Source organism: Parasalinivibrio latis, from assembly GCF_036825535.1.
Lineage (GTDB): Bacteria > Pseudomonadota > Gammaproteobacteria > Enterobacterales > Vibrionaceae > Parasalinivibrio > Parasalinivibrio latis.
This window is the reverse complement of the sequence record NZ_CP098812.1, coordinates 1686481-1700990: the sequence shown is the minus strand read 5'-3', so window position 1 is coordinate 1700990 and position 14510 is coordinate 1686481. Positions and strand designations below refer to the sequence as shown.

11 protein-coding genes are annotated in these 14510 nt (G+C 52.1%); all 11 read right to left on the bottom strand.

The genetic code is table 11. The annotated features are described in order from the left end of the window. Positions 1 to 47: 47 nt before the first annotated feature. Positions 48 to 1610, bottom strand: a complete 1563-nt coding sequence (locus NF212_RS08120; protein WP_434360488.1) for an ABC transporter substrate-binding protein — start codon at positions 1608 to 1610, stop codon at positions 48 to 50. Positions 1611 to 1670: 60 nt separating this feature from the next. Then, entirely contained in the window at positions 1671 to 2756 is a 1086-nt protein-coding gene (locus tag NF212_RS08115) for a DUF917 domain-containing protein (RefSeq protein ID WP_434360486.1), read from the bottom strand. Further along, entirely contained in the window at positions 2753 to 4312 is a 1560-nt protein-coding gene (locus tag NF212_RS08110; RefSeq protein WP_434360484.1) for a hydantoinase/oxoprolinase N-terminal domain-containing protein, read from the bottom strand. Before NF212_RS08110 ends, NF212_RS08115 begins: the two co-directional genes overlap by 4 nt. Before the next feature lie 23 nt (positions 4313 to 4335). Further along, positions 4336 to 6009 carry a dipeptide ABC transporter ATP-binding protein gene (locus NF212_RS08105; protein ID WP_434360482.1) on the bottom strand — a complete coding sequence of 558 codons (1674 nt, stop codon included), beginning with the start codon at positions 6007 to 6009 and terminating at the stop codon, positions 4336 to 4338. Positions 6010 to 6011: 2 nt separating this feature from the next. Next, positions 6012 to 6932: an ABC transporter permease gene (locus NF212_RS08100; protein WP_434360480.1), complete on the bottom strand. Its 921-nt coding sequence runs from the start codon at positions 6930 to 6932 to the stop codon at positions 6012 to 6014. 1 nt (position 6933) lies between these two features. Then, a complete protein-coding gene (locus NF212_RS08095; RefSeq protein WP_434360478.1) occupies positions 6934 to 7956 on the bottom strand; it encodes an ABC transporter permease in 1023 nt (340 codons plus the stop codon). Positions 7957 to 8208: 252 nt separating this feature from the next. Next, a complete protein-coding gene (locus NF212_RS08090; RefSeq protein ID WP_434360476.1) occupies positions 8209 to 10539 on the bottom strand; it encodes a LuxR C-terminal-related transcriptional regulator in 2331 nt (776 codons plus the stop codon). Positions 10540 to 10676: 137 nt separating this feature from the next. Beyond that, a complete protein-coding gene (arsJ, locus tag NF212_RS08085; protein ID WP_434360474.1) occupies positions 10677 to 11906 on the bottom strand; it encodes an organoarsenical effux MFS transporter ArsJ in 1230 nt (409 codons plus the stop codon). 2 nt (positions 11907 to 11908) lie between these two features. Then, complete coding sequence (locus tag NF212_RS08080) at positions 11909 to 12919, bottom strand: ArsJ-associated glyceraldehyde-3-phosphate dehydrogenase (protein WP_434360472.1); 1011 nt, start codon at positions 12917 to 12919, stop codon at positions 11909 to 11911. 3 nt (positions 12920 to 12922) lie between these two features. Then, positions 12923 to 13426 (bottom strand): phosphatase domain-containing putative toxin, encoded by a 504-nt coding sequence (locus tag NF212_RS08075; protein WP_434360470.1) that lies wholly within the window; start codon positions 13424 to 13426, stop codon positions 12923 to 12925. Positions 13427 to 13485: 59 nt separating this feature from the next. Beyond that, positions 13486 to 14502: an ACR3 family arsenite efflux transporter gene (arsB, locus tag NF212_RS08070; protein WP_434360468.1), complete on the bottom strand. Its 1017-nt coding sequence runs from the start codon at positions 14500 to 14502 to the stop codon at positions 13486 to 13488. Positions 14503 to 14510 lie beyond the last annotated feature (8 nt).

Below are 14510 nucleotides of genomic sequence, written 5' to 3'. Positions count from 1 at the left end.
CGCCTTGTATGTCGTTATGCCGAATGAGCATACAGAACCAAACTAAACTATTTGCATACCCAGTTCATCCTCGAAAAATCAAAGTAGAAACTTTGCATTGGCACGTAATTGATTCCTTTCAGGCATTTATGAACCCCGAGTTTATCAACGGAGTTCTGCAGGAAAATATCAACCTGGTTATCGACAAGGAATTGTTGGATCTCTTTGTAAATACCATTCCGTTTGTCGCTGTCCTTTTCCAGCCGTGCCTGTTCTATCCAACCATCAACCTTTTCGTTTTGGAGCCAGGACATTGATGCCCAACTGCCGGCTGCATCAGAGTGGTATTGATTGAAGAATACCGCGTCCGGTGACGGGTAAACGGCCTCATAGAAAATTTGGTTAACATGCGGTGTTGTTTCAGGCTTTGAGGCAATTTCGGTTACCCGGTTCCATGGGTCTTTTTGCAATGTGGTTTTAAAGCCGATGGTTTCAAGCGTAGATTGCAGCAACAGCGCAATCTCTTCTTCAAATGCAGCACCGGCTACATAACCGAGAGTCAACGGGATTTTTCCCTTGCCTGCATATTTCGATTGCTGGACATAAGACTTCGCTTTATCCATATCGAATACCGGGTATGACAATGTATCCAAATAGGCAGAAGCAAAGGCCGGCGGCAATGGCCCCGCCAATGGTTCACCTTCATAAATCACTTCATTGATGGTTGCGTAGTCCACTGCATAGGCGATTGCCTTGCGGATATTCACATCATCTGTCGGAGCGACCTTGTTATTAAGTTTGATATAGAAACCACTGGCTGTTTTCTGCTTGTCAATTTCATAGTTTTTCAACTTCGCCAGTGCGCTATAGGTTTCCTCCGCCTGGTACACACTGGTAAGGTGAATTTCTTCTTTGTTTGCGAGGGCTTTAACCGTTGCTTCATCATTGGTTACCAGTAACCTCACTTTATCTATGGGCCTGTCACCAAAGGTCCCGTGATAACCGGGGTAACGTTCCAGCATCATCCGGCTGCCGCGTTGCCAACTGATGACATTATATGGCCCGGCACCCAGCACATTTTCACCTATGTAATTCTCTGCCCACGGATCTTCCCCGCCCATCGCTTTCGCCTTGTCACTGTTGATGACAAACAGCAGTGGTGTGGTGGCAAGGAAAGCGGATGACGGTTTGGTCAGCCCTATCTGGACGGTGTTGGGGTCAATCGCCTTTAGGCGGCTTTGATCAATACTTTTTGAGAAGAACCCTGCCGGGCCTTCATTTAATGCCAGCAAACGCTGGACTGAATATACGACATCCTTGGCTTCAACCGGTGAGCCGTCCTGGAAAGTTGCCCCTTTTTTCAGGTGAAACGTATATGTTTTGCCATCATCGGATACATCCCAGCGCTGCGCCAGAAGGCCCGCAATATCGCCGGATGTGTTAACGGTTGTCAGGCCGTCATAAAGGTTAACGGCTGCCATATACTCGGTGTAATCCGTGATTTTGGCCGGGTCAATGGTACCGATTATCTGGACCATGCTGACCGTTATCTCTACGGGTTTGCTGTCTGCCAGTACAGAAGGGGCGGACAGCATGCCGGCAATCGCCAGCATCAACGCTGTTTTTTTCATAACCTCTCTCCTTTTATACCCAACTTTCACTTCCTGTTCAGTTCCTTGCCCATCAGGGCCCTACCCAATCTGGTCAATCAGCGGGCGGTATTCTATTTCCGGGTAACCAAATGCCGCTGGCCCCACCACTTCCAGGGCTCGCGGTGTACAAAGCAGTGGATGGCACGGGATACCAACGACAGCAACTTTTTGTCCGTAACGCAGGACATCGGTAGTAATGGCATGCCCGGTATCGATGTTGAGGACAACAATAAGATCTGGCACGCTGACGATGGTTTCGCCGTTCATCCGAAACACCAGGTTCTCGTTCTGGATATCAATTTGCGCATCTTCCCCCTGATATTCAGACAATCCCTGAAGCGACAACTGCCCCACGGTGAACCCAGACCGCATACGGCGCTCAAGGTCGACAATTTTGCCTTTGAACAGCATCACGCCATTTTCTGAATTCATGATCACGTCAATGGGATTACGCTTGGACTCGTTGGCGTCCATCACAGCCCTGCCAAGGCGCAGGGCCTGACTGACGGTACCCGGGACGGCAAACTGTTTTACAAAGGAGCCCTGCATAGGCGCTTCGGCCATTGCCGCACTGCCCCCCATTTCCACAACGGTCGTCCGCGCCAGCCGTTCCAGCCAGTACTCATCTTTCAGTTCCTGGAACACCACGTTATTGCCGTGGCAATCCGACATGGACGCAGGCATGCTGCAATGTCCATACATACTGAATGTGGTCATCTGCATTTCAGGGAACGCCCGCCCCATCCCGTCACCGTCAACAATGGGAATGTCGAGCTGGGCGGCCGCTGTCATTGGCTTGATGCCATTGGCTCCACCAATTTCCACGGAAATAATGGCATCGACTTTCCTGCCGACTTCCTTTTCAAGGATTTCCACTACACGCCTGAGTTCCTGCCCCTGGTTGATCTTTTCAACAGATACCGCAGGTGCCCCGATTTCCCCAATAGAGATGACCAGTGCGTCATCAGGTATTTCCTCCATCGGCATCAAGCGGATACGCCGACCCTGCCTGAGCTGCTCAAGCACTTCCAGTTTTCCGTAGTAAGGATTTCCGCCGCCTCCGGTACCCAGTATGGCAGCACCTATCTCAATGGCTTCGATATCTTGTACTGTCAGCTCTCTCATGATCCCACCTTTAAATCTCCGACCACTTTCAGACGCACCCTGGTTGCATTGCCGGGCAGGTACGCCAGCGGAACATCTTCCTTCTCCACAACCTCTATGGAATCCGGTACCGCACCGGCACTGACTGCCTTTTCAGTGGCTTCTTTCTCCGCCATCGAAAACGCCTGTTCCCGGCTGATTTCCGCCAGACTGTAGACACGGTCTACCTCGCCGCTAACCTGGGCAATAGCAGCCCCGACAGCATTGGCCACATGGAAATGTGGCGGCCGGATCACCTCAAGATCCCCCACTTCCGATTTCACCAACACACTTCCCCCACCTACGGCTAAAACCGGGATGGGTGCCTTGGAAAGCCGGTTGCTCTCCACTGCATCAAAAATAAGCTCATCAATTTGCCTGCTGCACTCTTCCAGCAGGGATTCCGGCAAATCGCTGACCGCACTCTGGTCCCCAAGCTCAAGCATGCCCATGGCGACAGCGATATCCGACGTTGTCAAAGTGCTTCCACCAAAAATTCGGGCATCCTGGCTGAGACGGTAACCGACACTGTCCGGCCCGACAGAAACCGTCCCGTTTTCCTGGTGTATCCGGGTTCCGCCCCCCAACCCGATACTCACCATATCCGGCATGCGAAAGTTGGTGCGAACCCCACAGATATCCACATGGGCATTGGCCTGACGGGGGAAACCGTTTTGCAAAAGGCCCACGTCACTGGTGGTGCCACCAACATCCACCACAATGGCATCTTTCATACCGGACAGAAATGCGGCACCCCGCATGGAATTGGTGGGCCCACTGGCAAATGTAAGGACAGGGAATTTCTTCACATAGGAGGCATTCATCAGGGTGCCGTCGTTCTGGGTGATATAAAACGGGCAGTAGACACCACATTCGTTGAGAGCGTTTTCAAAGGCAATCACCGTCACGTCGCTCAACTGCCGCAGGCTGGCATTGAGGATGGCAGCATTTTCCCTTTCCAGAAAACCGATTCGCCCCACATCCACTGAGCAGACAATATCGAATTCATCCCAGACTGAGCTCAGAATCTCTGCTGCCCTGCGCTCCATCTCATCATTGACCGGGCCGAAAACACAGTTTAGTACCACCGCTGTGATGCCTTTTTCCTTCAGCTCATTGGCAATATCTGTCAGTGCCGGTTCATCAAGGGCATTGATTTCCCGTCCATCGAAATTGAACCCGCCTTTAACTTCGTAATGGTGTTTGCCAATTGCTTTCACCAAACCCTCCGGCCACTGTGCCATCGGCGGAATCGCAGATGCCGAAGGCAGCGCCAGGCGGATAACCGCTGTCGGGGTAAGGCGTGTTTGCTCCACCACCGCGTTGGTAAAATGGGTGGTACCAATCATTACGGCGCTGAGTTGTTTCTTTTCGATGCTGCCAAGGGCTATTACCTGATTAAGTGCTTCTTTAACCCCGCTGGTCACATCTTTCGTAGTGTTTACCTTCACCGATGCCAACAACTCACGCCCCTGCATGATGACCGCATCCGTGTTGGTCCCGCCAACGTCGATCCCCACTCGTAAATCTAATGACATGAAAAACTCCCTTTAAGTCAGCCTCAAACTGGCCCGGCAACATTTAAGTCAACCGGTTTGCAGGCTTGTTCTTCTTCACTCAAAACCGGAATTGCCTGAATAAGGCGTCGGGTATACGGATGTTCCGGCAATGCGAACACGTCCACCGGTTTGCCTTCTTCCACTACCTCACCTTTCAGCATCACGGCAATCTGGGTACAGAAGTTGCGCATCAGGCTCAGGTCATGGGAAATAAAGATGTATGTGAGGCCAAGTTGCCCATGCAGACGCCTGAGCAACTCGATCACATTTTTCTGTACCGACACATCCAGCGCCGATGTGGGCTCATCCAGAACCAGGATTTTAGGGTTGGCAGCCAGTGCTCGCGCGATGGCGACCCGCTGTTTCTGCCCTCCGGAAAGGTTGCCCGGATAGAGCTCTGCATGGTTTTCAGTCAGTTCGACCATATTCAGCAGTTCAGACACCCGCTTATCCAGTGCCTCCCCTTTCAGCATGGCAATGAACTTCAACGGAACTTCAAGGATCTCCCTCACGCTCCTTTTCGGGTTCAGTGAACCGCCGGGATTCTGGTACACCATCTGGACAACGTGGGCTCCGTGCCGGGCCCGGTATTCATCAAAGCTTTCGTCGCCGAAAACCAGCTCTCCGGATGTCGCTGGCTCAAGGCCCAGCAGCATCCTGGCGACTGTCGTTTTACCTGATCCGGACTCACCGGCCAGTCCATAGATATCCCCTAGCCTCACATTAAAGGACACACCCTTGACTGCATGGTTAATACTTTTGGGCCGGCCAAACAGGCCCTTCTCTGTCACAAACTCCTTGTTGAGGTTTCGTACCGTCAACAGGGGCTGGCTGTCGGGCCGGGATTCTGTATGGACGTTGCTGCCATAAAGTGGCGGAATGGCAGAAAACAACCGCTTTGTGTACGGATGGCATGGGAAAGCGAACAATGCTTCGACCTGGCCATGCTCGACAATCCTTCCGTGTTGCATCACATAGACATAATCCGAGGCCTGCCTGACGACACCCAGGTTGTGGCTTATCAGAAGGAGGGCCAGGTGCTCCTGTTCAACCAGCGTGTTTATCAGCTTGATGATTTCTGCCTGGGTGGTGACATCCAGGGCGGTGCCCGGCTCGTCGGCAATAAGCAGCTTGGTGGGATGCAGCAAAGCCATGGCAATCAGGACACGCTGTCGCATCCCGCCTGACAGCTGAAAAGGGTAACTTCGGTAAACCCTTTCCACTTCTTCCAGCCTGACTTTTCTCAGTGCGTCATAAATGGCAAGTTTGCGCTCCGCTTTAGAGCGCCGGATACCCTCCCGCCTGTCCACATACCGAAGCACGTCATCAAGGTGGGTGCCAATCCGGAACACCGGGTTGAATGAAGACAGCGGATCCTGCTGGATCATCGACATTACCGTGCCTTTGAGCCCTTCCCTTTCTTCCCGGCCCATGGTGAAAACCGACCGGCCTTCCACCTCAATGTCCCCACCGTTAATCCTCGATGTGCGTTCGGGAAGGTTGCCGATAAGGGCCTTGCTGGTAATACTCTTACCGGAGCCGGTCTCCCCAACCAATGCCACCCTCTGGCCGGGCCTGACACTCAGCGATACTTTGTGAAGCACCTGTTTTGTCACGCCGTATTGTTCGAAACTGATGCTCAGATCCCGGATATCCACCAAACGATTATGTTCCATGGCTATACCTCCACATCCAGCATGTCGCGAAGGCCATCACCCAACAGGTTGAACCCGAAAATGGCATACAGCACAGCGGCTCCCGGAATCAGTGCTTCCCACCAGTATTCAGGCAGGTATTCAGCGCCGGAAGCCACCATGGTGCCAAGATCCGGTGTGGGCGGCTGTACTCCCAGCCCAAGGAAACTGAGCGTCGCCCCAAACAGGATGACGAATCCCGCATCGAGCGTCGATTTCACTGTTATCGCCCCCATGCAGTTCGGCAACAGTTCTTTGGACAGGATATGAAAGTGGCTCGCACCGGCCATTTTGGCGGCTTCAATGAAATCTTCGGTCATCAGGCTTTTTGCCAGCCGGTAAACCAGACGGCAGTGCCAGTTCCACCAGAGGAAGGATATGGCAATCATGGCGTTGGTGAGGTTTGGTTCCAGCACTGCGGTTATTGCCAGTGCAAGCGCCAGTGGCGGTACTGCCAACAACATGTCGTTCAGGCGCATGATAGTGAATTCAACCCATCCTCCCGCATAGGCGGCCAGTAACCCCAGGGTGACACCAATTGGAATGGCGATGCCAAGTACCCCAAAAACCAGTTTGAGACTGACCTGGTAACCGAAAATCACCCTGGTAAAAATATCCCGGCCGACGTTATCGGTGCCAAACCAGTACTCGGATGACGGTGGCAGGTGGCGAGCCCGGAAATTCACATAGCTGCCAATCTGGTCTGCGTAAGGGGAAACCCAGGGAGCCAGGAGAGCAGAGAAAATCACGCTCAATACAATCAGGGCGCCAATAACCGCTGTCGGGTTCGAGGAGAATCGCTGCCAGTATTTCTGGAATGCCGACACCCTGTGGCTGTATTCATTGACTGATACTTCTTCCACACCGTTTGGCAGGCTTGTGAGGGAGGCTGGCTTTTGGTTCATATCAGCGGGCTCCTTTCAAGCGAAGTCTCGGATCAACAATAGAGACAAGAATGTCGATAATCAGGTTGGCAATAATGAAGATAACGCCAGACACCAACACCACCCCCATTACCGCGTTGTAGTCGTTGTGCAGGATGGTTCTTACGCCATAGCTGGCTATCCCCGGCCAGGCAAATACCATCTCAACAACAAAGGCATTCCCAATTAGGGACGCAAATTCCAGCCCGAGTATGGTCAGGGGTGCAGACGCACTTAACCGCCACAGGTATTTAAAAATAATCAGGGGTTTGGGAACGCCCGCCGCTCTCAGGGTGTCAACATGATCCCGGTTTGCATATTCAATAACACTGGAACGGGTAATCCGCATGACCTGGGCAATCCCGGCAGCAGACAGGGCCAGGCTTGGCAACAACAAGTGTGTTAACCCGTCTACAAAAGCATCCCCGCGTCCAGCCAACAAACTGTCTACCAGGACAAGTCCGGTTACCGAGGGCTCAAAACCCAAATCGGCATCCATGCGCTCCATAACCGGCAAGTCGAAGGTACCTACACTCGCAACCAACTGGAAAAGAATGGCAAGTAAAAAAGCGGGGGTGACAACCCCCATCAGAGACAATAACCGAGAACACTGATCTACCCAGGAGTTCTGCCGGTATGCAGCCAAAACCCCCAGAGGGATAGCAATGACGGTCATCAGGAAGACGGTACAGAGAACCAACTCCAGTGTGGCTGGTAATGCCGCGGCAATATCAGAGACGACAGGTTGCCCGGTCAGAAGTGACTCGCCCATATCTCCCTGTAAAACACCGGAGATATAGTTGAGATACTGGACGGCAGCAGGTTCATCCAGGCCCATTTCATGGCGTAACGACTGAACCTGCTCTTCTGTGGCAAGTGGTCCCAAGGCTATCCGGGCAGGATCACCCGGTATCAGGCGGGCGATGGTAAATATGATGACTGACAGCCCAAACAGGACAAGTGCAAATCCTGAAATACGCCGGGCCAGTAGCCTGAGCACTTCCATGTTGTCTTCTCCGAAAGCAGTATCCTACTGCTGGCACCACATATTTAATTAACAAATTAGAAACATACACAGACCCAAACAAGGGGGTTAAAGAGTAGTTTTATTGATATTTAAGGTAGGTTTTGGAAGAGGAACACGGTGGAAAATGCAGACTTTTTCACCGGCAAGACAGTCATATTCCGTTTTACGTTAAATTGGGCACAAGAAATTTAAACGACTGGGTAGTTTTTAATGAATTCCGGGTAGGTCAATTCATATCCAGCGGTGTTCACGGGCAACCTCAAGCAGTTGCTTGCGGCTATTGCACCCCACCCTTAAAAACATCTGTTTTAAGTGGTACTTCACTGTGTTCTCACTGACCCCCTGCAAACGGGCAATTTCCTTATTTGTCATGCCTTCATTTAACCGGGCCAAAATAAGGGTTTCTTTTCCAGTGAGCGGCCCCTGAGATTTTGTGTTGTTTTCAGTCTCATAAACGGCTGAGATCATGGGTAACAACAATTGAACCTGAACCGACACCTCAGACCCAGCCATCCGGGCCGACTGCAACTCCTGCAGAGGAGGTACAATCCATTCAAATTCCAGTAAAAATGGAAGCCGGATTCCTGTCTTGCCAGACAGCAGCAGTGCATCTTTCAGCGTATTACGGGACAGTATTTCATTTCCTACAACCCGGTATAGATGGCTTTTATGAACCAGGGAATAAATCCGGGACACAATATCACTCTCTGGCGGCGGATCCTTCTCAATCGATGAGATTAACTTTCCGGCTTTTCTACCATCCGGTTTATTCTGACGGGTAATCGCGGCAATTCGCCCTCTCAACGTTACAAGTTTCGCAAGCTTGTCCCGCCGGTTTGTACTTAGCCTTTTGCCAAGGATCGCTTCAGAATGGTGCCATTGACCTTTTTGTTGCATCAGGTAAGCAGTGACCAGGGAAAACTCTGCCTCGTAGGAAACACCCATCACTTGCCAGTAATCCGCTTTGAGGCGTTCAAACATCTCAATGGCCTTCCGCGTCCCTTCTGCCAGGCTGGTAACCAGAATGCCGCACCAGCAATAATCCCGCATCATGCTGACCCAAAGCTCCCTTCCCCCTTCATCAAACCGAATACACCGCCACAAATCCCGGGCTTGGTTGAGGTTTCCCCGCAACAGGGCAATCCGGGCTTCATCAAGGTAGATCATGTCCTGTTCGTTATAGAGCTCATCTGCAAAACTGACCTGTTTCAGGCAATGCCTGGCTTTTTCAAGCTCTCCTTCTGCCTCGTCCAATTTTCCCTGTTCGATATAGATATTGGACATATGCAGGCAGATAAAAAACGCCAGGTATGGCGTGCCCGATTCCCGGTATGAGCGGCTGGCGACGGCACCACAAACCGCAGCTTTATCAAATAACCCAAGCTCTATGTAATTCACACAGATTTCATTGTGCAGCAGTCCAAGGTATAGCGGGTTGTGCCGGAATGCCGTATGCAACTGCTCAAGTGACTGGCAGTAGGACTCAGTGGGTTCACTGTTTTCATAGGGAACCAGCGTTGCGTTTATCAGTTTTATCAGGTCGGTCTGGTCTGCATACCTGCGTTTTATCCAGTCCCGCTGTCTGGCAGCGCCACTGATATCACCTGATTTCAGCATGGAAATCAGCTTTGCCCAGCAGATATAGAGATTACCGTCAGCCACACTCGCCGGAACCGCCGCCAGTATTTCATTCACTGCACGGAAACCATGCACAAAGCCGTACATGGCATTTCCGTTTTCTTCAAACCAGTTGATGGCTAAATCATGGTTCCCTGAATTTGCAGCAATGACAATCGCCTGCGTCGTTTTACCGGATGCATACAGGCTTTTGGCTACCGTTCGCATGGCCTGCTGCCGGTAGCGGCTGTTTTTGTTGGCAAACTTTCGCAACGGTTCCCGAAGCTTCGGGATACCCAGGTACAGGGTTCCACCCAGCCCCATTTGTACAATGGGTGCCAGGAACTCAACGTCTGTCACGGTGAGGCCGGAGTGCTCCAGAGGAAGGGTGTCGAGGTAAGAAAGGGCAATCAGGGTTTTAACGACGCCAAATGAAAATGCCGGCAGCAGTGTACCCGAGACAAATTCCTGCCATTGGCCGATGAAAAGTGGATCTTCAAACCTCGCAACATTGTCCACCAGAATCGGCCAGCCAGCTGTCTCTGCGTAGAGGGTTTCGGCGTCCTGTAAACTGCCCGCTTTTAGTTCTGCGATTGAGAAAAACAGGTCCCGGCTGTGAAAAATAACAAGGTTTTTGTAAAGAACGTGCGGGTTCAACAAAGAACGGTTTATTGCAGAACTGCCACTCAGATAGATGTGCGCATTTTTACGCTGGATAGCTGGCAGTTGCCTGAGGATCATCTCAAGTTGTATCCCCTCCTCTGCATCGTTGACATCAATGATAACCCTCTCACCGGCTCGTAATTGATCAGCACCCTGGAACCTGTCCTGTAATTCGACATCAAGGAACTCTGCTAACATCGACAGCGTGCGGGTTTTCCCGCTGCCTGGGTAGCCACTGATTAATACTACCGGTTGCTCAACGTCCCTGAGCCTGTACAGCAACGACTTCCTTTCGTACATCTCTGCCCGTTATTGAGTGACTGATTAACAATCAAACTAAAGCAGTCAGGGGAAGATTTCCAGCCACGCAAACAACAAAGGCACCTTGCAGGGTGCCTTTTAGATTCAAATACAGGATGTTACGGAATTTCTGTCCGCACAGTATGTTTAGGCAGCCCTAAAGAGAGTACCGCAGCCATAGCGATAAAGGCGGTAGAAATCCAAAGGCAGGCTTCCAGACCCGCTTCCTGGTATACCCAGCCGGACAACACTGTGCCTAGCAGGCGTCCCATCGCGTTGGCCATGTAGTAGAAACCGACATCCAGTGATACCCCATCTTCATTGGCATAACTGACAATCAGGTAACTGTGGAGCGAAGAGTTAACGGCAAACAAGCCACCAAACAGCATCAGCCCCCCGATAACAACCATGTGCGGTTCTATCCCGTATGACAGTGCCAAAGCGATCAACGCGGGCAATGCTGCCAGGGAAACAGCCCACAGGAACGCGGTATTGCCATCCGGCACTTTTCCAGCCTTTTTGCCGGTAAAGTGAGGGGCCACAGACTGGACTACTCCGTAACCGATCACCCAAAGCGCCATGAAGCCTCCCACAGACCAGTGGTTCCAGCCAAACTGGCTTGCCATAAATACCGGCAGCGCAACCACAAACCAGACATCCCTTGCCCCAAACAGGAACAACCGTGCCGCGGAAAGAAAGTTGATAGCCCGGCTTTTTGAAAGCATTTCACTGAACTTCGGCTTGTTCTTGGCCTTTCCCATCTCCTGGTTCAGGGTAAACATGCTGAACAGCCATACCACAGCCAGTACCGCAGCCATTGCGCCTACCGCCCCTGAGAACCCTACCGTGGCCAGAAGCGCACCACCAAGGAAAAAGCCTGCCCCTTTCAGGGCGTTCTTTGAACCGGTCAGAATAGCCACCCACTTATAGAGCGTGCCTTCTGCATTGGCTGGAACCAGTGTTTTTATGGCACTTTTGGCACTCATCTTGTTCAGGTCTTTGGCAATACCAGACAACGCCTGGGCCGCCATCACCCACGGAACCGTCAGCATTGAACCGGGTACCAGCAACATACAGAGCGCGATAACCTGCATGGCAAGCCCGATATTCATGGTGCGGTTCAGCCCCAGCCTCGCACCCAGCCAGCCCCCAACCAGATTGGTCACCACGCCAAAAATTTCGTAGAACAGAAACAGCATGGCAATCTGGAGCGGCGAATAGCCGAGGTCATGGAAGTGGAGCACCACCAGCATGCGCAGTGCTCCGTCTGTCAGGGTAAATGCCCAGTAATTACCGGTCACCAACAGGTATTGCCGGATAGAAGGCGAAAGCCCGGCAAGCAAAGACATTGTTATTCCTTATCCATCCGGCCGACCATCCGCATCAATTCGGCGGTGCGGTTTGCGTAGCCCCATTCGTTGTCATACCAGACATACAGCTTCACCTGGGTGCCGTTTACCACCATGGTAGAAAGCGCATCAATGGTACTTGAGCGGGGATCTGTCTTGTAATCAACGGAAACCAGCGGACGTTCTTCGTAACCAAGAATACCAGCCAGTTCATTTTCAGCCGCAGCCTTCAGGAAGCTGTTCACTTCTTCTGGCGAAGTCTCACGCTCAACCTCAAACACACAGTCTGTCAGGGAAGCATTGGCCAATGGAACCCGGACAGCGTGCCCGTTCAGGCGCCCTTTCAACTCTGGGAAAATGTGGGTAATGGCAGTGGCTGAGCCGGTCGTTGTCGGGATCAGGCTGGTACCACATGCCCTTGCCCGGCGGAGATCTTTGTGTGGGGCGTCCAGAATGGTCTGGGTGTTGGTCAGGTCATGGATGGTAGTCATCGAGCCGTGTTTGATACCCAGCTTTTCATGAATCACTTTCACCACGGGTGCCAGGCAATTAGTGGTGCAGGAAGCCGCTGTCACAATACGGTGTGTGTCCTTGTTATATTCATGGTGGTTAACCCCCATGACCACATTCAGGATACCATCCTCTTTTACCGGCGCGGTAACAACAACCCGCTTCACACCCTGAACCAGGTATGCTTCCAGCAGGCTCTTTTGGCGTTTTACACCCGATGCTTCAATCACCACATCACAGCCTGTCCAGTCAGCATCACCGATCTCGGATTTTTGGCTGCAGACAATTTTTTGGTCACCAACCCGGATAACATCACCTTCTGCCACAGCTTCATGTTGCCAGCGGCCGTGGATTGAATCGAAGTTCATCAGGTGTGCCAGCGTTTCTGCATCCCCGGCAGGATCATTGATACGGACAAACTCAACGTCTTCCCACTCCCAGGCTGCACGCATTGCCAGCCGGCCCATACGGCCAAATCCATTTATCCCAACCTTGATAGTCATCCTTTATCCCTCAATATGAAGTGAATACTGTGATTTCAGAAACGCCCTGTGCGGAGCCAGCGTCAGTGCTTTTGGCCGGATAGACTGAACCCTTTCTTCCACAGTATGCCAATCCATGCCAAGTTCCAGCATCAGCACTGCTGCCATCAGCCCAGTGCGGCCTGAGCCACCTTTGCAATGGATGGCAACGGTGGCGTTTTCGTTCAGAAGCATAAGAATGTCATCTTTCTGCTCTGCCCAACCCCGGTGGAAAGCTGCCTCCGGCGCTTCGTCATCCTCCACCGGCAGGTGGAACCAACTCAGCCCTTTCTCTTCGGTTACCGACGGAATATTTTCCACTTCCAACTTCGCCATTTCGCGGCCGGGCATCATCGTTACAACCGCTTTTGCCCCGGCCTTTTTCAGTGTGGCAACAGACTCCATCACATCGGACCCTTTGGTACCGGGACAAGGCGTAAAAATCAACTTGCTGCCATTATCCAGCGTCAACACATCGTACGGATGCATTTTGTCTCCTTAACTGCATTTTCTTTTATCCAGACGGCTTCGCTCAGCATAATCGCTGATTACACAAACCAGTGACGCGTGCGGTTGGCAAATGCGACCAGTGACAACATCACTGGCACTTCCACCAGTACCCCCACAACGGTTGCCAGTGCAGCACCGGAGTGGAGCCCAAACAGCGATATCGCCACCGCAACAGCCAATTCAAAGAAGTTAGACGTACCAATCATACAGGCCGGTGCTGCCACGTTATGCGGCAACTTCAGCCACCGCGCGCCCGCATAGGAAAGCGCAAAAATCCCGTAGGTCTGGATCAGCAGCGGTATGGCAATCAGTACGATGGCCTGGGGCTTTCCAATGATGGTTTCAGCCTGGAAGCCAAACAGCAATACAACGGTTCCCAGCAGGCCGATTATCGACCAGGGCTTCACCTTTGCCAGAAACGCCGCCATTGCCTCAGGATCTTTTCCTCTGGTCAGTTTTCTCCGGGTTAAGATCCCCGCAGCCAAAGGCAGCACAACGTAAAGTACGACGGAAGTCAGCAGGGTTTCCCAAGGCACGGTAATGTCCGAGACACCCAGCAGGAATGCAGTAATAGGGGCAAAGGCGAACACCATAATGAGGTCATTTACCGATACCTGCACCAGCGTGTAGTTCGCATCCCCTTTTGTAAGCTGGCTCCAGACAAATACCATCGCCGTACAGGGGGCGACACCCAGCAGGATCATCCCCGCGATGTATTCACCGGCAGTCTGCGGATCTACCCAATCTGCGAAAATACCGCGGAAAAACAACCAACCCAGTGCCGCCATAGTGAAAGGTTTAACAAGCCAGTTGACCACCAACGTCAGCACCAGCCCTTTAGGTTTCTTGCCGACATCTTTCACGGCAGCAAAGTCCACCTGCACCATCATCGGGTAAATCATTACCCAGATAAGCACTGCGATCACCAGGTTCACATGCGCCCATTCCATGGCAGCAACTGCCGAAAATATTCCGGGGAATAGGATACCTGCCACGACTCCGGCAACAATCGCCAGGCCAATCCACAAGGACAGCCAGCGCTCAAATACGCCCATTTCAAATC

Excerpts from the sequence above, each read along its gene's own strand:
- arsJ (WP_434360474.1), bottom strand. The coding sequence starts at position 11,906 with ATGTCTTTGCTTGCCGGGCTTTCGCCTTCTATCCGGCAATACCTGTTG.
- NF212_RS08120 (WP_434360488.1), bottom strand. The coding sequence starts at position 1,610 with ATGAAAAAAACAGCGTTGATGCTGGCGATTGCCGGCATGCTGTCCGCC.
- NF212_RS08080 (WP_434360472.1), bottom strand. The coding sequence starts at position 12,919 with ATGACTATCAAGGTTGGGATAAATGGATTTGGCCGTATGGGCCGGCTG.
- arsB (WP_434360468.1), bottom strand. The coding sequence starts at position 14,502 with ATGGGCGTATTTGAGCGCTGGCTGTCCTTGTGGATTGGCCTGGCGATT.
- NF212_RS08105 (WP_434360482.1), bottom strand. The coding sequence starts at position 6,009 with ATGGAACATAATCGTTTGGTGGATATCCGGGATCTGAGCATCAGTTTC.
- NF212_RS08110 (WP_434360484.1), bottom strand. The coding sequence starts at position 4,312 with ATGTCATTAGATTTACGAGTGGGGATCGACGTTGGCGGGACCAACACG.
- NF212_RS08115 (WP_434360486.1), bottom strand. The coding sequence starts at position 2,756 with ATGAGAGAGCTGACAGTACAAGATATCGAAGCCATTGAGATAGGTGCT.
- NF212_RS08075 (WP_434360470.1), bottom strand. The coding sequence starts at position 13,426 with ATGCATCCGTACGATGTGTTGACGCTGGATAATGGCAGCAAGTTGATT.
- NF212_RS08095 (WP_434360478.1), bottom strand. The coding sequence starts at position 7,956 with ATGGAAGTGCTCAGGCTACTGGCCCGGCGTATTTCAGGATTTGCACTT.
- NF212_RS08100 (WP_434360480.1), bottom strand. The coding sequence starts at position 6,932 with ATGAACCAAAAGCCAGCCTCCCTCACAAGCCTGCCAAACGGTGTGGAA.